This window comes from Streptomyces aureoversilis (assembly GCF_042657885.1).
Classification (GTDB): domain Bacteria; phylum Actinomycetota; class Actinomycetes; order Streptomycetales; family Streptomycetaceae; genus Streptomyces; species Streptomyces aureoversilis.
Genome location: NZ_JBHSKJ010000005.1, coordinates 275,038 through 292,768 on the forward strand (window position 1 = coordinate 275,038; position 17,731 = coordinate 292,768).

A 17,731-nucleotide genomic window follows, 5' to 3' on the forward strand; every position below is an offset into this window, starting at 1 on the left:
CGGTGCCCGGTCGGGCGGCCTAGGCGCCGCCCGGCTGGGTGATCCTGCGCGCCGCGGTCCGCACGGACTCGCGCAGCGCGTCCAGGTCCCCGTCCTCCCCGCCGACGAGCAGCCGGCGGAACTGCGGCACGGCCGTGGCCCACCCGGCGAGCGCGCTGATCAGGAAGACGAGGTGCCGCGGCGGCAGCCCGGCGTCGACCGTGCCCTCCTCCTGGGCGACGGCGAAGGCCGCGGCCTTGGAGTCGTAGCGGGCGCGGCGCTCGGCCTCGTGCGGGATCTCGCCCTCCCCGTACTCGAGCCCTTCCCACAGGAGCAGCCGCAGCAGCTCGGGGTGGGCCTTGTGGTACTCCATCAGGCGGTCGACGTAGCAGTCGGGGTCGTCGGCGTCGACGGGCACGGCGGAGGCGAGTTCGAGCAGGGCCCGCTGGAGGACCTGGGAGAACAGCTCCGCCTTGTCGCCGAAATAGGCGTAGATGAGCTGCTTGTTCGCCTTGGCCTCGCGGGCGATGCGGTCGATGCGCGCGCCGGCGATGCCGTGGGCGGCGAACTCGGCGGTGGCCGCCGCGAAGATGCGCGCCTTGGTGGCCTCTGGGTCCCTTACGACTGCCATACACCCAGAGTAACCAACTATTCAGTTGACAGCACGTTCCGTTTCACGTGAAACTTATAACCAACCAGTTGGTTATAAGCCGGTTGGTCATCAGCCTGAACCGCATCACCCGGGGGAGCCACACCACTCATGCCGACGCCCACGCCGTCACCCGCACCCGCACCCGCGGCCACGGCCACGCCCGTGCGGCCGGCGCCGCCTGCCGCCCCCGCCCCCGCCCGCGGCGGCAACACCGTCCTCCTCGCGGTCATCGCCCTCTGCACCGCCGTCACCGCCGCGAACATCTACCTCGCGGCCCCGCTCCTCGGCCTCATCGCGCAGGACTTCGGTGCCGCGCCCTCCGCGGCCGGCTGGATCGCCTCCGTGGCCCAGCTCGGTTACGCCGTCGGCCTGCTGGCGTTCGCCCCGCTCGGGGACACCGCCGACCGCCGCCGCCTGGTGGCCGTGCTGTCCGCGGTCGCCGGTGCGGCCCTCGTCGCGGCCGCCCTCGCGCCGGGCCTGCCCGCGCTGGCCGCGGCCGTCCTGGTGGCCTGCGCCGCGACGGTCGTGCCGCAGCTGCTGGTCCCGCTGGTCGCCGAGCGGGCGCCCGCCGACCGGCGCGGGCGGCACGTGGCCGCGGTCGTGGCCGGGCTGTTCACCGGCATCGTCGCGGCCCGCGTCCTCGGCTCCCTGGCCGGGCAGGCGTACGGCTGGCGCGCCGTCTTCTTCGGCGCCGCCGCGCTCACCGTCGCGGTCGGCCTGCTGACCGCCGTACTGCTCCCGGCCGAGACCCGGCCGCGCCGCGCCGCCCAGCCGCTCAAGGCCATCGCGGGGCTGCCGGGCCTGCTGCGCCGCTCCCCCGAGCTGCGGGCCGCGTGCCTGCGCCAGGGCGGTCTCTTCGGCGCCTGGAGCTCGCTGTGGACGACGCTCGCCCTGCTGCTGACCGCGGACGAGCCGTTCGGCATGTCGACGGCGACCGCGGGTCTCTTCGGCCTGTTCGGCCTCGTCTCGACCGCCGTCGCCCCCGTGTCGGGGTCGCTCATCGACCGCTTCGGCGCGACCCGGGTCGTCACCGCGTCCTACGTGCTCACGGCGCTCTCCCTGCCGCTGTTCTGGCTCGGCGGGCACCGGCTGTGGGCGCTGTGCGCGGCGGCCGTGCTGATCCACGCGGGCCTGATGGCCGGTCAGGTCGCCAACCAGACGCGGGCACTGGCCTCGACCGGCACGCCCGCGGCGGCCAACACGGCCTACGTCGTCACGGCGTTCGTCGGCGGCGCGAGCGCCTCCGCCCTCGCGGGCCCGGCGTACGCCCACTGGGGCTGGAACGGCGTCTGCGCGATCGCGGCGGCCGCCGTGGCGGTGGGCTGGGCCGGCAGCGCGCTGGTGGGCGCCAAGCGCTGACGAGGCGCTGACGGCAGCGCACCGGCGGCAGCTGCGCCGACGCCGGGCAGGAGGCCTCATCGGCGGCCCCCTGCCCGGCGTTTGCGTGTCATCCGCCCGCGGCGGGTCAGCCGCCCAGGACGGTGACCTCCAGCTCGCCCTCCGCGTACTGCTTGCGGAGCACCTTCTTGTCGAACTTGCCCACCGACGTCTTCGGTACGGTCGCGATCCGCACCCACCGCTCGGGCAGCTGCCAGCGCGCCACCCGCTCGCCGAGGAACGCCCGCAGCGCGGCGTAGTCGGCGGGCTTGCCGTCCTTGAGGACGATGGCGGCGAGCGGGCGCTCGCCCCACTTGTCGTCCGGGACGGCCACGACGGCCGCCTCCGCGACGTCCGGGTGGGCCATCAGGTGGTTCTCCAGCTCGACGGAGGAGATCCACTCGCCGCCCGACTTGATCACGTCCTTGGCGCGGTCGGTGAGGGTGAGGAAGCCGTCGGACGTGATCGTGCCGACGTCGCCCGTGCGCAGCCAGCCGTCGGGGCTGAACTTGTCCTCGGGCCGGACGGGCTCCCCGGCCGCGCCGCCGTAGTACGCGCCCGCGATCCAGGGCCCGCGCACCTCCAGCTCACCGGCCGACTGCCCGTCCCAGGGCAGGATCTCCCCGCCGGGGCCGGCGAGCCGGGCCTCCACGGAGGAGGGCAGCCGGCCCTGGGTGACGCGGTAGGGCCACTCCTCCTCCTCGCTCAGACCGGCCGGCGGGTAGGCCACCGAGCCCAGCGGCGAGGTCTCCGTCATCCCCCACGCCTGCACGAGCCGCACGCCGTGGCGCTCGTGGAAGCCCCGCATCATCGCGGGCGGCGCGGCCGAGCCGCCGCTGATGACCGTACGCAGCGAGGACAGGTCCCGCGGCCGCGCGTCGAGCTCGGCGAGCAGGCCCGCCCAGATCGTGGGAACGCCGGCGGACACCGTGGGCCGCTCGGTGGCGATCATCTCGGCGAGCGGCGCGGGCTGCAGGAAGCGGTCGGGCATCAGCAGGGACGTCCCGGCCATGAAGGCGGCGTGCGGCAGGCCCCAGGCGTTCACGTGGAACATGGGTACCAAAGGGGCACATACGTCGGCCGGGGTGAGACCGAAGGCGGCCGCCGCGTTGACCTCCATGGCGTGGAGGTACACCGAGCGGTGGCTGTAGGCCACCCCCTTGGGGTCGCCCGTCGTCCCCGACGTGTAGCAGAGCGCCGCCGCCTGGCGCTCGTCCAGCTCCGGCCAGTCGTAGTGCTCCGGCCGGCCGACGAGGAGTTCCTCGTACTCGTGCACCTGCGCCCGACAGCCGGCCAGCGCGGACCGGTCTCCGGGGCCGGAGACGATCACGTGCTCGACGGAGCCGAGGTGCGGCAGCAGCGGGGCGAGCAGCGGCAGCAACGAACCGTTGACGATGATCACGCGGTCCGCGGCGTGGTTGACGATGTAGGCGAGCTGCTCGACGGGCAGCCGCAGGTTCAGGGTGTGGAGCACGGCGCCCATGGAGGGAATGGCGAGGTACGCCTCAAGGTGCTCCGCGTTGTTCCACATGAGCGTTCCGACGACGCCCGACTCTTGCACCCCAAGCTCGTCACGAAGTGCGTGTGCGAGCTGTGCGGCGCGGGCGCCTACCTCTGCGTAGGTCCGCCGCTGGGTAGCGGCGGCGTCCCCGGTCCAGGTGCGGACTTCGGCGTGCCCGTGAATCGTTGACCCGTGGGTCGTGATTCGTGAGACAAGCAGCGGTACGTCCTGCATGGTGCTCTGCATCGGGGGCCTCCCGGAAGCCGGTTACGCGAGGGTATTTCCCGGGAGATTCTGCTGGGGTACCCGGCGGTAAGTCACTAGCTCGCGAGGGCTAGCAGGGCAGGGTCAGACACGGCCGGTCGCTCCCACAGGTCGTCAGGCGACCAGTGCGGGCGCGTACCGAGCGGTCCGCGGCAGATCTCCTTGGGCGCCCACGGATCGGGTTCCCACACGGGGTGTACCTCGACGACGATGCCGCGGTTTCGCTTCTTGCCGTCGTCGGCGTACCCGACCGCCACCCGGCGGGTGATCTGCTTGAGTAGGGCGTTTTTCTCCTGGACAAGGAGGGTGTCCCACTCTTGGGCGAGGCCGACGACGATCGGGTGAAAGTCCTCGGCTGTTGGTGCGCTTTCCACCTCGGCGATCTTGCTCAGCGCGGCTGTGAGGCTGGCCTTTTTGTTGGTGAACTGGTCGCGCACGCGGGCGAACGAGTCGTCGGGGTACTTGTCCGGGTCGAGTGCGTAGTCGGTGACGAGCCGGTCGAGCGCCTTCTCGATCTTGCTCAGCTCGGCTTGCAGCTGGGCCCGCTCGCGGGCCGCGGCGGCTCGTTCATTTACGACGGCGGGGGCTTGCTCGGTGGCCGGCGCGGTGTCGATGCCGGCAGCGGCTTCCCGTTCGAGCCATTTACGCACTTCTTGCTCGACGTCGACTCTCCGGGCGTTGATGTTCGTCGGGCATATCTGGCGGCGACCGTGCTTGTGCTGGCCGCATACGAGGTAGTGGCCGGGTATGGACTTCCCGGCGCCGTCGCTGTCGGATGCGTGACTCAGGTGGTACCGACAAAGAGCGTGTGCTGTGAGGCCGGTAAGGGCGTACGTCGCCTTCCGGGCCCGGGGCGGGGTCTTCTTCGTCTCTTGCCGGTGCTCCAGGTACGCCTCCCACAGGTCCCACGCGATGAGGGGCTCGTGCGCGCCTGGGATGTATACCCACCTGTTGTTGACGCACCCGTTGTTCTCGGTGAAGGCGCATTTGCAGTTGGGGTCGTGGATGCGCAGGAGGCCGGCGGCGAAACCGCTGTCCATGTAGCGGGAGAGGCTGGAGACGTACCAGAGCCCGCCGCGGCTGGTACGGAAGCCGAGGCCGTTGTACCAGTGGACGAGGTTGTTGAAGCCCGTCCCGTTGACCTTCCGCTCGTAGGCGTTGTCGACGTATGGGGCGCGCGGTTCGTCGACCTGATACCACTCCTCTTGCAGCTTCCACTCGCCGGGGCGGTCGAGGTCGGGGATGCGGCGGGGGTGCCAGATGTAGCCGAAGCGAGATCGGCCGGTGGCGGGGAGCTGGAGGGCGCGGCGGTGTGCGTGGGCCTCCTTCCACTGCTCGCCGGCCCTGTCGCTTTCGAAGACTGCCAGGTCGAACAGGATGGACCTGTTGAACTTTCCGACTGCGGTTGAGGCGTCGATTTCCTCGGTGGCGGACTGGAGTTGGCCGCCGATCTTGCACCTCACCGACCTCGACACCCGCCTCGACGCAGTCGAGCGCAGCCGGTGGCCCCTTCCGTCCCTCGCCGCCCTGATCAGTCTTGCAGCGGTGATCGTCTCCGTATGGCAAGCCTCCGCCGCCCACTGAACAACGCCCCCGCACGGCCTTTCATGGCCGGGCGGGGGCGCATTTTTGCGTTCTATCACTCCCTGGTCGCCCCGGCCGGCCAGAGCACACGCACGGGCACGCCTATGCGCCGAGCGTAGGCGACTACGTCCGCGGTGCCGCCGTAGCCTCGGGCGGGCTGGCCGTCCCACACTGCGAGCACTTCATCGACTAGGCCGACCAGGAGTTCGCTTCCCGCCATGTGCGCTTGTGAAGTGGACTCGTCAAGGCCAGTGTGATGGACGTCCGAGGCGCGGCCGAGGAGCTCGTCATAGGTCGCGTGGTGCCAGTCAGGCAGGCTGTTCCGGTATCCCGCCGCGGGAATGATGACCTCGACTCGGCCCCCGTGATCAAGCACCGACCGAGCAAACCAGGCGTCCGGGCCATCTGCAATGCAGCTGACACCGACGAGTTCACCCGGCGGGTACGCCTTGACCGCCTCCCCGAGATCCTGCCGCACGCGCTGTTCGACCCCGTCAGGCAGCCCGCGATGGCCAGTGATGCCGATCCTCATCTGTCCCCTCTCGATCACAGGTAGGCGTCGTTCAGCCGCCCGTCGAAGTCGCGGACAAGCGCCGGCGGCGATGCGGACGAGTAGCCCCGGCGGAAGTTCCGGGCGCGCTCGGCCACCCGTCCGGAGCGTAGCCGCAGACCGGTGTCGAGCGCCTGAGTTGCGAGACCAAAAGCGACGTCTAGATGACCCGCGGCCAGGTGCCCCGTAGCGACATCCAGGGTTAGAAGTGCTCGCTGCTTCTCGTGGCTGGACGAAAGAGCAGCCGATGCGTCGGCGACGGAGGAATGAACCCACCGGGGCCGCGCTAACCGGGCACCGCAGGTCACCCGGGCGGCTGCGATCTTGCGCTCGTCGAAGGTAAAGACCCATGGCCATGGTGGTGCCGCGTCCGCCGTCATTCGGGCCGCTTCAGCAGCGCTGGCCGTGAGCGCTCGATCGGCTGCCCGGTCGTCGCCAGCCGTGGCGTGCGCAACTGCTTCGAGCGATGAGAGCCACGCCGCCGCGATCGGTGGTCGCTCCGAGCCGAGTTGCCGCCTCGCAGAGCGGATCAAGGCAAGCCCCTGTGCACAGTTGCCGTACTCGACCTCAAACTGCGCCAAGCTCCCCTGCTGGTATGCGATCAACAACGGGTCCCCCGCCCGCCGCGCTGCCTTGATCGCTGCGCCGTACCACGTGCGCGCAGACCCCTGGTCAGCCATATCCCAACTCAACCAGCCAACAAGGCTCGCAACTTCGCTCCCAACGGCTGCCAAGCGGGTGCGAGTTGGCGGATCGTTCGTCTGTGCGGCTACGGTCTGAACAAGCCGCATGTGGCCCTGGACAGTGTCAGACAGTTGGCGCGCCGGCGCCGTGGCATCCATTCTCCGATAGGCGGTCGTTGCGACACGGAGCACCGCTGCTTGTCCGCCTTCCCACTCTGTGCGCGGGGGCGTCGCTGCCTTCAGGGCTGGGGTAGCTGCAACCGCAGCCACGCCACCCAGGAATTCGCGCCGATCCAATTCATCGCTTCCATCTCTGAGCGCGCCCGGTGCTGCGCCACTGTCGGCAAGGCCGACCAGCCGGGGCGGGATGCCGAGATGGTGAGCAGCCCGAGCGAGGGCGGTCATGTTGTACTCGCCTGCGCCTCGCTTCTCCAAGCGGGAGATCGCGGACTGAGACAAGCCGCAGGCGCCGCCGAGCTGGCCCTGAGTCAGCCGCGCGGACTCACGGACCAAACGAATGACCCGTCCGTAGTCGCCTTGTGAGGACGCGGCCCGTACGGCGCTGTCGGACCAATTCATTGGTGCCTGTCCCTCTCACGGTAGGTAGGGGAGAACGGATATGCGAGCTCGCGTACCCGCCTGCTGCATACCCGTATGCAGGGTGCGCATGAACGCTGGCGGACCCACGTGCAACAGCGGTTCTCTCGTCTCACGCAATAACGGGACCGAGGAGCAGTCGACATGGGAAGACCTCAAGGAACCGGTGCCCCGGTCAGTGCGCCGAGCGCCACCCGGGCGCTTTTGTCGCGACTGATTGCGGCGCGCGGCACGGACGGGACCATCATGCTGCGCCGTGATTTGGGGGAGTCCGCGGATGGTCCGGACCCGTCCGCGGGTTCCATGGCCTACCCGGCTTGCCGATGCGAGGTCCACCGTGCGGGCCGGGGACAGCCGGATTCGCCCGTGTACGTCGGTGCCAAGGGGGCCCCGTGACCACTGAAGCGGAAACGAAAGTAATCTCGCTGCCTCACTCGTCCGGCCCCGGCGGAGTCGTCATCGGCAAGAAGGTAGACGAGTGCTGCACCTGCTCGCGCCTGAACGACGACAGGCGCCGGGCGTGGACGCCCCCAACGGTGAACTGGCCTCTTGAGGAGCAGGCTCGGCGGGAGTTCCACACGCATTGGGAGGAGGCCCACCGTGCCTAGGCCCCGTGTCCCGAAGGTCAAGGCGGCAGTCGTCGCCGGCTGTGAGGACTGCGCGAGGATCCGAGCCAAGCTGGCCGCCGCTGCGAGCAAGGGCGACATCGACAGGGTCGGCACGCTTGACGTAGTCTTGGGCCGTCACGAGAGACAGGCCCATGCCCAGGAGTGAAGACCACCCTGCCGATCACGATCCGCCTGCACGCCCGCCCCTCCCCGAAGACTCCTACCCTTCCGCCGGACGTACCTCCCCACACCCCTTCCCGGCGGAGGGGTAGGGCACGAACGCCCGTCCGGCCGATCCTGGGGATTTCGGCCGGACGGGTGCACCACCGCACGGCGGTGCAGGGAAGGCCCCCGCACCGGAACAACCAGTTCGAGGAGAACCTGTGTCTGTACTCACTGACCGACTCCCGACTCGGAACCGCGTGATCAACCCCGAACCGGCCGGCCCGCTCGCGACCCGGCCCTTCGGCCTCGACGCACTGGCCAACGTGGCCCCCGTGGGCATCCCGTCGCAGACGTTCACCGTCGACCCCGCCTCGCAGCTCTCCGTCATCGACGGCGAGGTGTGCCTCGACACCCCGGCGCACATGAACAACACCATCTGCAACACGGAGTCCGACGGCCAGGACGCCATCGGCGGCGTGGACGAGGACCAGAACGACGACTGACGCCCAATGACCACACCATCCGGTGAGAGCACGCGCGGCCAGGCGCCGCGCGTGCTCGTCGTCACCTTCGCCCTGGACCCGACCGCCGACTACGTACTGCGCGAGCTGAACACCCGCGGCATACCCTTCTGGCGCACCGACCTCGCCGACTTCCCCACCCGCTCTACGCTGTCCGCCGAGCTCGGTGCCGACGGCCGATGGAAGGGCGCCATGCGCCACGCCACGCGGGGCGTGGACCTCTCAGAAGTCCGCGCCGTCTGGTGGCGCAAGCCCACCCCGTTTGCCTTCCCCGAGACCATGAGCGGGCCCGAGCAGGCGTTCGCCACCTCGCAGGCCAAACGCGCCGTCTCCGGCGTGCTCGGCTCCCTCCCCGGAGTCCTATGGGTCAACCGCCCCGAGCGCAACGCCGACTGCACCAAGCCCCGGCAACTCGCCGCCGCGGCCGAGGCCGGCCTGCGCGTCCCCGAAACCCTGATCACGAACAACCCCGCCGACGTCCCGCCCTTCGCCCAGCGATGCGGCGGCCACATCATCACGAAGGTTCTCGGCGGCATCGTCCACACCGAGAACAACACCCGGGGACAGCTCTACACCCACCGTGTCCCACCCGAGCAGTGGAACGACCCCCGCATCGCCCTGACCGCCCACCTCTTTCAGCGCGAGATCACCGACAAGGCGTACGAGGTCCGGGTCACCGTCGTCAACGGCCAGACCTTCCCCGTCGCCATCCACGCCCCGGCCGGCCCCGCCCGCCTCGACTGGCGCCGCGACTCCCACAGCCTCACCTACAGCACCGCCCTGCTGCCCCCGGACGTCCAACGAGGAATCGAGGCCATGATGTGGCGCCTCGACCTCGCATTCGCCGCCCTCGACTTCATCGTCGACAGCAACGGCACGCACTACCTCGTCGACGTCAACCCCGGCGGCCAATGGGCGTGGATCGGCCACACCCGCGACGCCATCACACACGCCCTCGCCAACCTTCTGGAGAAAGGCAGCACGACGTGAGCACCGAAACCGATCTCGACCAGGAAGCAGCGCAGCTACGCGCCAAGCTCGCGCAGACCCTCGTCGACGCCGGCGCCCTGACCGACCCCGCATGGCGGGACGCCTTCGAGAAGATCCCCCGCCACAAGTGCGTGCCCTACTTCTACGACCACACCGGCCGCAAGATCACCGGCGACGACCCCGAGACCCGCGAGCAGTGGCTCACCACCGTTCACGAAAACCGGCCTCTCGTCACGCACCGCACCGACGGCGCCGCCACGTCGAGCAGCTCACAGCCCTCCATCATGGCAACCATGCTCGAAGCGTTGCAGGTCAAGGACAGCATGCGCGTCCTCGAACTGGGCGCCGGCACCGGCTACAACGCCGCCCTGCTCGCGCACCGGCTCGGCGACGACAACGTCGTGACCATCGACGTCTCGCCCGACATCACCGGCCCCGCCCGTGAACGCCTCGCCGCCACCGGGCATCACCCGCTCGTCGTCACCGGCGACGGAAGCTTCGGATGGCCGGACAAGGCCCCGTACGACCGCATCACGGCCACCTGCCAACTCAGGACCATCCCCCCCGCGCTCGTGCGACAACTCGCCGAGGGAGGGTTCATCCTCGCCCCGCTCGGCAACGCCCTCGCCCGCATCCACCGCACCGGCGAGCGCACAGCCGAAGGCGCCTTCCTCCCCGGCGGCGCGTTCTTCATGCCGCTGCGGCGTGGTGTCGGCGACGGGCAGCCCACCCGCCGGCCCACCCTGCCCGACGCCGCCGGCCGACCTACCCGCCTGCCCGCCGCCGCCATCGCCAACAACGACTTCCGCTTCCTCCTGAGCATCGCTGTCCCGGACCTCACATGGCAGTACGACCTCGACGACGACAGGAAGCCCACGGGAGCCCGCGTCTGGACGCCCGACGGTTCCATCGCCAGCCTCACGGCCGATGGCACCGTGACCGAGGCTGGCCCCCGCCACCTCTGGGCCGCCCTCGAAGAGGAGTACGAAACATTCCTCACCACAGGCGAGCCCGGCCCTGATCGCTACGGCGTCACGATCAACGAGGAGGCACAGCGCGTCTGGCTCGACGCCCCCGACGGCCAGGGGTGGACCCTCACCCCCTGAACCGACCAGGACGCCACGGCTCCGGTACTCCGCTGATTCCGGGGCCAGACGTTGACCCGCAGCGATACCGTGAAACCGCCGCCGGCCAACAGAGGAGCACCCCCCGTGCCTATGCCCTGCTGCCCCACCTGCCGCGTCCCCGGCCACGTCAACAGGGTCACCAGGACGCTGCACCCGCACACGCGGTACTACGACGGCGCGTGGGGAGACTGCCCCGGGAGCGGCGAGCCCTACGTCGTCACCGAACCGGCCGGGTCGGGGCCTGCCCCCTTCGAAGAGGAGTGGGAAACCCGGGGGCCGCTCCTCGCCGGCATCCGCCGAGACATGCCTTTCCAACTGGCCAAGGCGCAGCTTGCACGGAACAGGGAGCGGGTCTATCTGGAGGAGCAGCAGCGACAGCGGCGCGCCGGCTGACCCCCTGAAATGAAGCGGCCCCGGTACTCAGTGGAGTACCGGGGCCGCTTCACGCCGGGCTGATGAGGCCCTGACCTGCGCCTTTGCCGTTGTGCCCCTTTAGACCCACTGACGTGGAACATCGGCACGACGGGCAGGCAGGTGTCGGCGGGGGTCAGGCCGAAGGCCGAGGCGGCGTTGACCTCCATGGCGTGGAGGTAGACCGAGCGGTGGCTGTAGAGGACGCCCTTGGGCTCGCCGGTGGTGCCGGACGTGTAGCAGAGGGCGGCGGCCTGCCGCTCGTCGAGCTCCGGCCAGTCGAAGCCGGCCACGGGGCGGCCCGCGAGCAGTTCCTCGTACTCGTGCACGCGCGGGCGGCAGCCCTCCAGCGCGGAGCGGTCGCCCGGGCCCGAGACGATCACGTGCTCGACGCAGCCGAGGTGCGGCAGGAGCGGGGCGAGCAGCGGCAGCAGCGAGCCGTTGACGATGACCACGCGGTCGGCGGCGTGGTTGACGATCCAGGCGAGCTGCTCGACGGGCAGCCGCAGGTTGAGCGTGTGCAGGACGGCGCCCATGGAGGGGATCGCGAGGTACGCCTCCAGGTGGTCGCTGTTGTTCCACATGAGCGTGGCCACGCGCTGGTCGCCGACCACCCCGAGCTCGTCGCGGAGCGCGTGGGCCAGCTGCACGGACCGCTCGGCGACCTCCCGGAAACTGCGCCGCAGCGGCTCGCCGTCCCCGGTCCAGGTGGTCACCGTGGCGCCCCCGTGCACCCGCGCCCCATGGGCGAGGATGCGTGTGACGGTGAGCGGTACGTCCTGCATCGTGCTCAGCACCGGGGTCCTCCCGAAGACCTGTACGGCGGGTGGTGGTCCGCTGATTGTGCTGGGGTATCTCTCGGTAAGTCACTACCCCGGGGCCCCCGCGGTGAGCACTTTCCGTCACGTCGCCCCCGCGCCGCCGGTCACACGCCCGTCACACGCATGTCATGCGGCGCAGGAGAGCTCCGGGTCCTCGCGGAGCTTGCCGAGCGCCCGGGAGACGGCGCTCTTGACCGTGCCGACGGAGACCCCGAGCAGCTCGGCGGTCTGCACCTCGGTCAGGTCCTCGTAATACCTGAGGACGACCATGGCCCGCTGCCGCACCGGCAGCCGCAGCACGGCCCGCCACATCGCGTCGCGCAGCGCCTGCTGCTCGGCGGGGTCCGCCGACGGGGCCGCCTCGCGCTCGGGCAGCTCGTCGTAGGGGAACTCGTCGACCTTGCGCTTGCGCCACTGCGAGGTGCGGGTGTTGACCAGGGCCCGGCGCACGTAGCCGTCCAGGGCCCGGTGGTCCTCTATGCGCTCCCACGCCAGGTACGTCTTGGTCAGCGCGGTCTGCAGCAGGTCCTCCGCGTCGCACGGGTTCGAGGTCAGAGAGCGGGCGGTGCGCTGCAGCACCGGACCGCGTGCCCGTACGTAGGAGGAGAACGACGGGTACACGGCGGTGGATGCGCTGGTGCACACAGGCGTCGTGGTTGCTGTCATGCTTCAACGCTAGGAGCGCACCTGTACCCGGCGGATCGGCCGCAGGTGCCGAAGGACGGTCCGCCTCAGGTCGTACAGGTGGGGCTGGCCCCACCTCCCGGAGGGGGAGAGGAATAGGGGACCTCCTCCGGGTACGGGCCCGGACCGGGCCCGGACCGGGTCCTCGACCGGGCGCTCGGCCGAGTCCTCGTCCGGGTCCTCGACCGGCCCTCGGCCGGGGTCAGTCGATGATCGCCACGGGTGCGTCCACCAGGTTGCGGTCGATGGTCAGCTTCCGTCCGCCGTGCGACTCGGTGACGTTCCCCTGGTACTGGTGGATGCGGCGGTGCGGCTGCCAGGCCGTCCGGCCGATCAGCGGCTCGCGGTCCGTCGTGGGCTCGACCCGCCAGCGGGCGAACCAGAGCACGTCGGGCAGCCCGGTCGTGCCCGAGCGTCGCGCCCGGTCCATGTGCCGCACCCCCGACTCGGCGCTGCTGTAGAAGCCCGGCAGGTAGCCGCCGCCGCGCACGGCCGCGTTCCAGCCGCGGATGTAGGACAGCGTCGTGCGGGCGCAGTCGCCGTCCTTGTCGTCGTAGGCCTCCATGTCGAGGTAGAGGGCGCTGCGGGAGACGATGCCGAGCGCGGAGGCCCGGGAGACGGCATCCTCGCCCTCCGACTGGCCCTGGTCGTAGGGGTAGGACCCGATCAGGAAGCCCCGCTTGTTGCTCGCCCGCACGCACGGGGACTGCGAGCCGACGTAGATCGGCAGGACGCGCCAGCCCAGGTCGTCGGCGCCCTCCAGCCAGCGCTCGCTGAGGTAGGTCTGGTGCGGGCAGGCGCGGGCGCGGCCGGCGAAGTAGACGCCGACGGCCCGGTAGTCGGACGACTTCCACGCGCTCAGCGTGGTCAGCGCCGGCGCCTGGCAGGTGTCCAGGCCCCAGCCCCTGAAGACGGAAGCCCCCTCGTCCCTCGGGTCGCCCCGGTCACCGGCGCCCGCGGGCTCGGCGCCGGCCAGCTGGGCCACCACCGCCATCAGGGCGAGGAGATATCCGATGATCTTCCTTCGTCGGTCCATACCCGGAGTCAAAGGCGCCACCGACCGGCCCCCTTCCGTGACACGCCCTCCGTTCATCCGTCTGCCCCGAGAAGCAGCCCGGACGTGGGAACTCCGGTACCGGCGGTGACCAGCGCCCGGGAGGCGTCCGGCACCTGGTTCACGGCGGTGCCGCGCAGCTGCCGCACCGCCTCGGCGATCCCGTTCATGCCGTGCAGGTACGCCTCGCCCAGCTGCCCGCCGTGGGTGTTCAGCGGCAGCGCGTCCGCCGCCACGAACGCGGCCCCTTCGCCGGGCCCGCAGAAGCCGAACTCCTCCAGCTGCATCAGCACGTACGGCGTGAAGTGGTCGTAGAGGACGGCAACGTCCACGTCCGCGGGGCCCAGTCCGCTGCTCCCCCACAGTTGCCGGGCGACGACGCCCATTTCGGGGAGGCCGTCGATGTCGTCCCGGTAGTAGCTGGTCATCTGCTCCTGCGCGCGGCCGGCGCCCTGGGCCGCGGCAACGACCACGGCGGGCGGGTGCCGCAGCGTGCGGGCCCGCTCGAGGGAGGTGACGACCAGGGCCTGGCCGCCGTCCGTCTCCTGGCAGCAGTCGAGCAGCCGCAGCGGCTCGGCGATCCAGCGGGAGGCGGCGTGGTCGGCGAGGGTGATCGGGCGGCCGTGGAAGTACGCGGCCGGGTTGGTCGCGGCGTGGCGCCGGTCGGTGACGGCGACGTGCCCGAAGACCTCCGGCTCCAGGCCGTACTCGTGCAGGTAGCGGCGGGCGCTCATGGCTGCCCAGGACGCCGGCGTGAGCAGCCCGTACGGCAGCCCCCAGCCGAGCGCCACGCCCTCCGCCGAGGGCTCGCGCCCCTGCACCCCGGCGCCGAAGCGACGGCCGGAGCGCTCGTTGAAGGCGCGGTAGCAGACGACGACGCCGGCGATGCCGGCCGTGACGGCGAGGGCGGCCTGCTGGACGGTGGCGCAGGCGGCGCCGCCGCCGTAGTGGACGCGGGAGAAGAACGTCAGCTCGCCGATGCCGGCCGCCTGGGCGACGGTGATCTCGGGGCTGGTGTCCATGGTGAAGGTGACCATGCCGTCCACGTCGCCGGGGCCGAGCCCGGCGTCGTCGAGCGCCGCGCGCACGGCCTCCGCAGCCAGGGCGAGCTCGCTGCGGCCGGAGTCCTTGGTGAAGGCGGTGGCGCCGATGCCGACGACGGCCGCGGTGCCGCCGATCATCCGCCGGCCCGGGCGCGGGAAGGGCGGTCGGCCACGACCCGGCCGGTGACATGGCGGCCGAGGCGATTCGTCCCGACCACGGAGATCTCGATGGTGCGCTCGCTCACGGAAAGGATCCTTCCGGTCAGCACCAGAACGTCGCCCGGATAACTGGGCACCCCGAGCCGGATCGAAACCTTGCGGAGGACGGCCTCCGGGCCGAGACGGTCGGTGACGTAACGGCCCACCAGACCATTGGTGGTGAGGATGTTCATGAAGATGTCAGGAGAGCCCTTTGCGCGGGCCGCCTCGGCGTCGTGGTGCACGTCCTGGTAGTCACGGGAGGCGATGGCACCCGCGATGACGAGCGTACGGGTGATGGGAACGGTGAGGGGCGGGAGTTCGTCGCCGGGCGTCATGCGTCCGCTCCCGCCGCCCGGTCCGCGCGAGCGCGAAACACCGGAAGTTCCCACTCCGCGTCCACTCGTATGAATTCCAGCTCGACGGGCATGCCGATGCGCACGCGGTCGTGCGGCACCCCGGTGATGCTGCTGATCATCCGTACGCCCTCGGCCAGTTCGACGAGCGCGACGGCGTAGGGCGGATCGAAGGCGGGGAACGGCGGGTGGTGCACGACCACGTACGAATGGACCGTGCCGGAGCCGGAGGCCTCGGTCGTCCCCCACTCGGGAGAGCCGCAGCGGCCGCAGCCCGGCAGCCAGGGGAAGCGGAGCGTGCCGCAGGCGGCGCAGCGCTGGATGAGCAGCTTGTGCGCGGCGACGCCCTCCCAGAAGGGGGCGTTGTCGCGGTTGATCACGGGGCGGGGGCGGGGGTGCGTCGGACCTGATCCCGCAGGGGCGTACTTGAGGATCCGGAAGCGGTGGGTGCCCACCGGCTCGCCGCCCACCCGCAGCCGCATCGCCGTGGTGATGAAGTAGCCCGCCCCGAGCCGGGTGGTCTTGCGGGGGGAGACGGTCTCGATGACCGAATCGAACGTGATCTCGTCCCCGGGCCGCAGCGGGCGTACGTACTCCTGCTCGCAGTCGGTGGCGACGACCGCGGTGTATCCGGCGCCGTCGAGCAGGGCGAAGAGCTCGTCGTGAGCGGGGGCGCGCCCGGCGCGGGCCGTGGAGAGGCCGGGCAGGGTCCACGCCTGGAGCATGGTGGGCGGAGCGATCGGGTCGTCCCCGGCGTAGGCGGGGTTGGTGTCGCCCAGGGCCTCGCACCAGTGCCTGATCATCGGGGCGTTGACGGGGTCCGCGGCGCGTGCGGAGACGGCTGCGGGCCTGCCCTCGAAGGGCTTGAGCAGGTGGTGCACGTCGCTGGGCACGGGTACGGGCACGCGGACCCCTCCTCGCGAGTTTTTCTGACTGTCCGTCAGATTTGCGGGAGGTGTCAAGGGCCGCGGCGACCGGCGGGGCACGGCGGCGGCCCCCGCACATGGCTGCGCGACGGCACCCGAGTGCCGTCGCGCCACCATCACCAGACCCAGTTCACGAAAAGCCGATCACATCAGCCGGTCACACCACTGGCCACGTCAGCTTGGCCAGGTCAGCTCGACCACGTCAGCTCGACCACCTGTGCGGCCCCGCCCCCGGGGCCCCAGGAGCTACCACAGGTTGGTGAAGACCACCGAGACGTTGTCCTGGCGGATGGCCGTGCGGGCCGGCCCGCTCACGCTCGCGGTGTTGCTCTGGTTCGAGGCACCGGTACCCGTGGCCTGCTGCTGGCCCGTCGTGGAGTTCCCGTGGTTGGAACCCCCGACGCCGCTCCCCACGACCGCAGCGGCAGCCGCGTTGGAACCGCGGTTGGCCACCTGGTTGCCGTTGCCGTCGTCATCGGCGTGGGCGACGCCGGAGAGGAGGACCGCCGCCACAGGCAGAGCGGCAGCAGTGGTGAGGACGCGAGCAGTGCGGGTGCTTGCCATTTCTATTCCTCCAGAACGAGAACGCTGAGCGGAACTGCCACGAGTAGACCGAGTGCACGGAACTACTGTGCGGTGCCGAGCAGTTGGCCGACCGCCCGGCGAGGTTTTCGACGTCGCGATCCGAGGTTTGCCCACCGAATCCCCGGCGAACCACCCGTCCCTCCCCATTCCCTCGCAAGCATGACCACTCCCGAATAAACCCCCGCCACGCCTGACAGCCCCCGGCCCGCGCCCCTCAGGGAACCCTGGGGACCCATGCACCACAAGGGCAGAACCGTTCCGGCGAGATTTCGGCCAATTCCGTAAACATGGCCAAGAAGTGAACACCGCTGAGGGCGTGAACGTTCAGGCAGCGCAGCGCAGGCCAGCACAGGTCAACGCAGGTCAATGCAGGTCAACGCAGGTCAGCTACGGCCAGTGAAGGTCAGCGAAGGTCAGTGAAGGGAGCGCGAGTCGGCCGGAGCGGCGCAGGCCGCGTCGAGGAGGACTTCCGCCGCTGCCCGCGCATCGTGACCGGCGGCGGGGTCCCCGTCGATCGCCGTGATCGTCGTGGCGCCCTCGATCAGGATCAGCAGGTGCCGGGCGAGGACCGCCGGCCGCCCGGCCCCCGCCCCGGCGAGCAGCTCTTCGAGCAGCTCGCGGTAGCGCGTCAGGTGGGCGCGGGGCAGCTGCCGCACCGGGCCGTCGAGGTGGCGCGTCTCCACGGCGGCGTTGATCACGGCGCAGCCGCAGTAGCCGTCCCGCTCGTACCAGCGGATGAGCAGGTCGAAGAGGGCGAGCACGCGCTCGCGGCCGGCGGGCACGCCCTCCAGGTGGGTGACCAGCCACCGGTGGATGTGCTCGCTGCGGTACTCCAGCACGGCCTCGACGAGGCCTTCCTTGGAGCCGAAGTTGCGGTAGATCGTCAGCTTCGAGGCGCCCGCGTGGTGGGCGATCTCATCCACCCCCACGGTGTGCACCCCGCGCTCGTAGAACAGCTGGACGGCGCTGGACAGCACGCGGGCCCGGGTCGCAAGCGGATCGATGGTCGCTCCCGGCTTCACTGGCATGCCGCCAGTCTAGGGGCGGCCGCCAGG

Annotated in this window: 17 protein-coding genes and 2 pseudogenes; 5 read left to right on the forward strand and 14 right to left on the reverse strand. The window is 70.9% G+C overall.

All coding sequences use genetic code 11. From position 1 onward, the window contains the following. Positions 1-19: 19 nt before the first annotated feature. Positions 20-610, reverse strand: a complete 591-nt coding sequence (locus ACFPP6_RS11300; RefSeq protein ID WP_382039788.1) for a TetR/AcrR family transcriptional regulator — start codon at positions 608-610, stop codon at positions 20-22. Between the two features lie 129 nt (positions 611-739). On the opposite strand from ACFPP6_RS11300, the gene ACFPP6_RS11305 reads away from it, so the two are divergent. Beyond that, positions 740-1,990 carry an MFS transporter gene (locus tag ACFPP6_RS11305; protein WP_382039791.1) on the forward strand — a complete coding sequence of 417 codons (1,251 nt, stop codon included), beginning with the start codon at positions 740-742 and terminating at the stop codon, positions 1,988-1,990. A gap of 106 nt (positions 1,991-2,096) precedes the next feature. Here ACFPP6_RS11305 and ACFPP6_RS11310 read toward each other — a convergent pair whose 3' ends face one another. The 5 genes and pseudogenes from ACFPP6_RS11310 to ACFPP6_RS11330 form a co-directional block, all read right to left on the reverse strand. Further along, positions 2,097-3,755 (reverse strand): long-chain fatty acid--CoA ligase, encoded by a 1,659-nt coding sequence (locus ACFPP6_RS11310; RefSeq protein WP_382039794.1) that lies wholly within the window; start codon positions 3,753-3,755, stop codon positions 2,097-2,099. 74 nt (positions 3,756-3,829) lie between these two features. Then, on the reverse strand, positions 3,830-5,236 hold the full coding sequence (locus tag ACFPP6_RS11315) for a recombinase family protein (RefSeq protein ID WP_382039797.1): 1,407 nt from the start codon (positions 5,234-5,236) through the stop codon (positions 3,830-3,832). Positions 5,237-5,412: 176 nt separating this feature from the next. Next, positions 5,413-5,889 carry a hypothetical protein gene (locus ACFPP6_RS11320; RefSeq protein WP_382039800.1) on the reverse strand — a complete coding sequence of 159 codons (477 nt, stop codon included), beginning with the start codon at positions 5,887-5,889 and terminating at the stop codon, positions 5,413-5,415. Positions 5,890-5,903: 14 nt separating this feature from the next. Beyond that, positions 5,904-6,587: a DNA-binding protein gene (locus tag ACFPP6_RS11325; protein WP_382040156.1), complete on the reverse strand. Its 684-nt coding sequence runs from the start codon at positions 6,585-6,587 to the stop codon at positions 5,904-5,906. Positions 6,588-6,956: 369 nt separating this feature from the next. Continuing rightward, positions 6,957-7,169, reverse strand: a pseudogene (locus ACFPP6_RS11330) (helix-turn-helix domain-containing protein); the annotation flags it as partial. A gap of 1,048 nt (positions 7,170-8,217) precedes the next feature. Here ACFPP6_RS11330 and ACFPP6_RS11335 point away from each other — a divergent pair. The 4 genes from ACFPP6_RS11335 (at position 8,218) to ACFPP6_RS11350 (ending at position 10,991) form a co-directional block, all read left to right on the forward strand. Next, positions 8,218-8,463 (forward strand): hypothetical protein, encoded by a 246-nt coding sequence (locus tag ACFPP6_RS11335; RefSeq protein WP_382039803.1) that lies wholly within the window; start codon positions 8,218-8,220, stop codon positions 8,461-8,463. 6 nt (positions 8,464-8,469) lie between these two features. Then, complete coding sequence (locus ACFPP6_RS11340; RefSeq protein WP_382039806.1) at positions 8,470-9,471, forward strand: MvdC/MvdD family ATP grasp protein; 1,002 nt, start codon at positions 8,470-8,472, stop codon at positions 9,469-9,471. Next, a complete protein-coding gene (locus ACFPP6_RS11345) occupies positions 9,468-10,577 on the forward strand; it encodes a methyltransferase domain-containing protein (protein ID WP_382039809.1) in 1,110 nt (369 codons plus the stop codon). The genes ACFPP6_RS11340 and ACFPP6_RS11345 overlap by 4 nt, the downstream gene beginning before the upstream one ends. A gap of 105 nt (positions 10,578-10,682) precedes the next feature. Continuing rightward, entirely contained in the window at positions 10,683-10,991 is a 309-nt protein-coding gene (locus ACFPP6_RS11350; protein ID WP_382039812.1) for a hypothetical protein, read from the forward strand. Between the two features lie 107 nt (positions 10,992-11,098). On the opposite strand, the pseudogene ACFPP6_RS11355 reads toward ACFPP6_RS11350, so the two are convergent. From ACFPP6_RS11355 to ACFPP6_RS11390, 8 genes and pseudogenes are all read right to left on the reverse strand, one after another. Continuing rightward, positions 11,099-11,806 (reverse strand): annotated as a pseudogene (locus ACFPP6_RS11355) (AMP-binding protein); the annotation flags it as partial. 150 nt (positions 11,807-11,956) lie between these two features. Next, a complete protein-coding gene (locus tag ACFPP6_RS11360; RefSeq protein ID WP_382039815.1) occupies positions 11,957-12,496 on the reverse strand; it encodes a SigE family RNA polymerase sigma factor in 540 nt (179 codons plus the stop codon). Positions 12,497-12,716: 220 nt separating this feature from the next. Further along, entirely contained in the window at positions 12,717-13,550 is an 834-nt protein-coding gene (locus ACFPP6_RS11365; protein ID WP_382039818.1) for a DUF1906 domain-containing protein, read from the reverse strand. 53 nt (positions 13,551-13,603) lie between these two features. Then, positions 13,604-14,749, reverse strand: a complete 1,146-nt coding sequence (locus ACFPP6_RS11370) for a lipid-transfer protein (protein WP_382039821.1) — start codon at positions 14,747-14,749, stop codon at positions 13,604-13,606. Next, on the reverse strand, positions 14,746-15,147 hold the full coding sequence (locus ACFPP6_RS11375) for a hotdog family protein (protein WP_382039824.1): 402 nt from the start codon (positions 15,145-15,147) through the stop codon (positions 14,746-14,748). The genes ACFPP6_RS11370 and ACFPP6_RS11375 overlap by 4 nt, the downstream gene beginning before the upstream one ends. Then, complete coding sequence (locus tag ACFPP6_RS11380; RefSeq protein WP_382039826.1) at positions 15,144-16,070, reverse strand: bifunctional MaoC family dehydratase N-terminal/OB-fold nucleic acid binding domain-containing protein; 927 nt, start codon at positions 16,068-16,070, stop codon at positions 15,144-15,146. Before ACFPP6_RS11380 ends, ACFPP6_RS11375 begins: the two co-directional genes overlap by 4 nt. 267 nt (positions 16,071-16,337) lie before the next feature. Then, a complete protein-coding gene (locus ACFPP6_RS11385) occupies positions 16,338-16,655 on the reverse strand; it encodes a hypothetical protein (protein WP_382039828.1) in 318 nt (105 codons plus the stop codon). Positions 16,656-17,089: 434 nt separating this feature from the next. Then, the gene (locus tag ACFPP6_RS11390) at positions 17,090-17,704 is read right to left on the reverse strand and encodes a TetR/AcrR family transcriptional regulator (RefSeq protein ID WP_382039831.1); all 615 of its coding nucleotides are present in this window, start codon (positions 17,702-17,704) and stop codon (positions 17,090-17,092) included. Between the last annotated feature and the right edge of the window lie 27 nt (positions 17,705-17,731).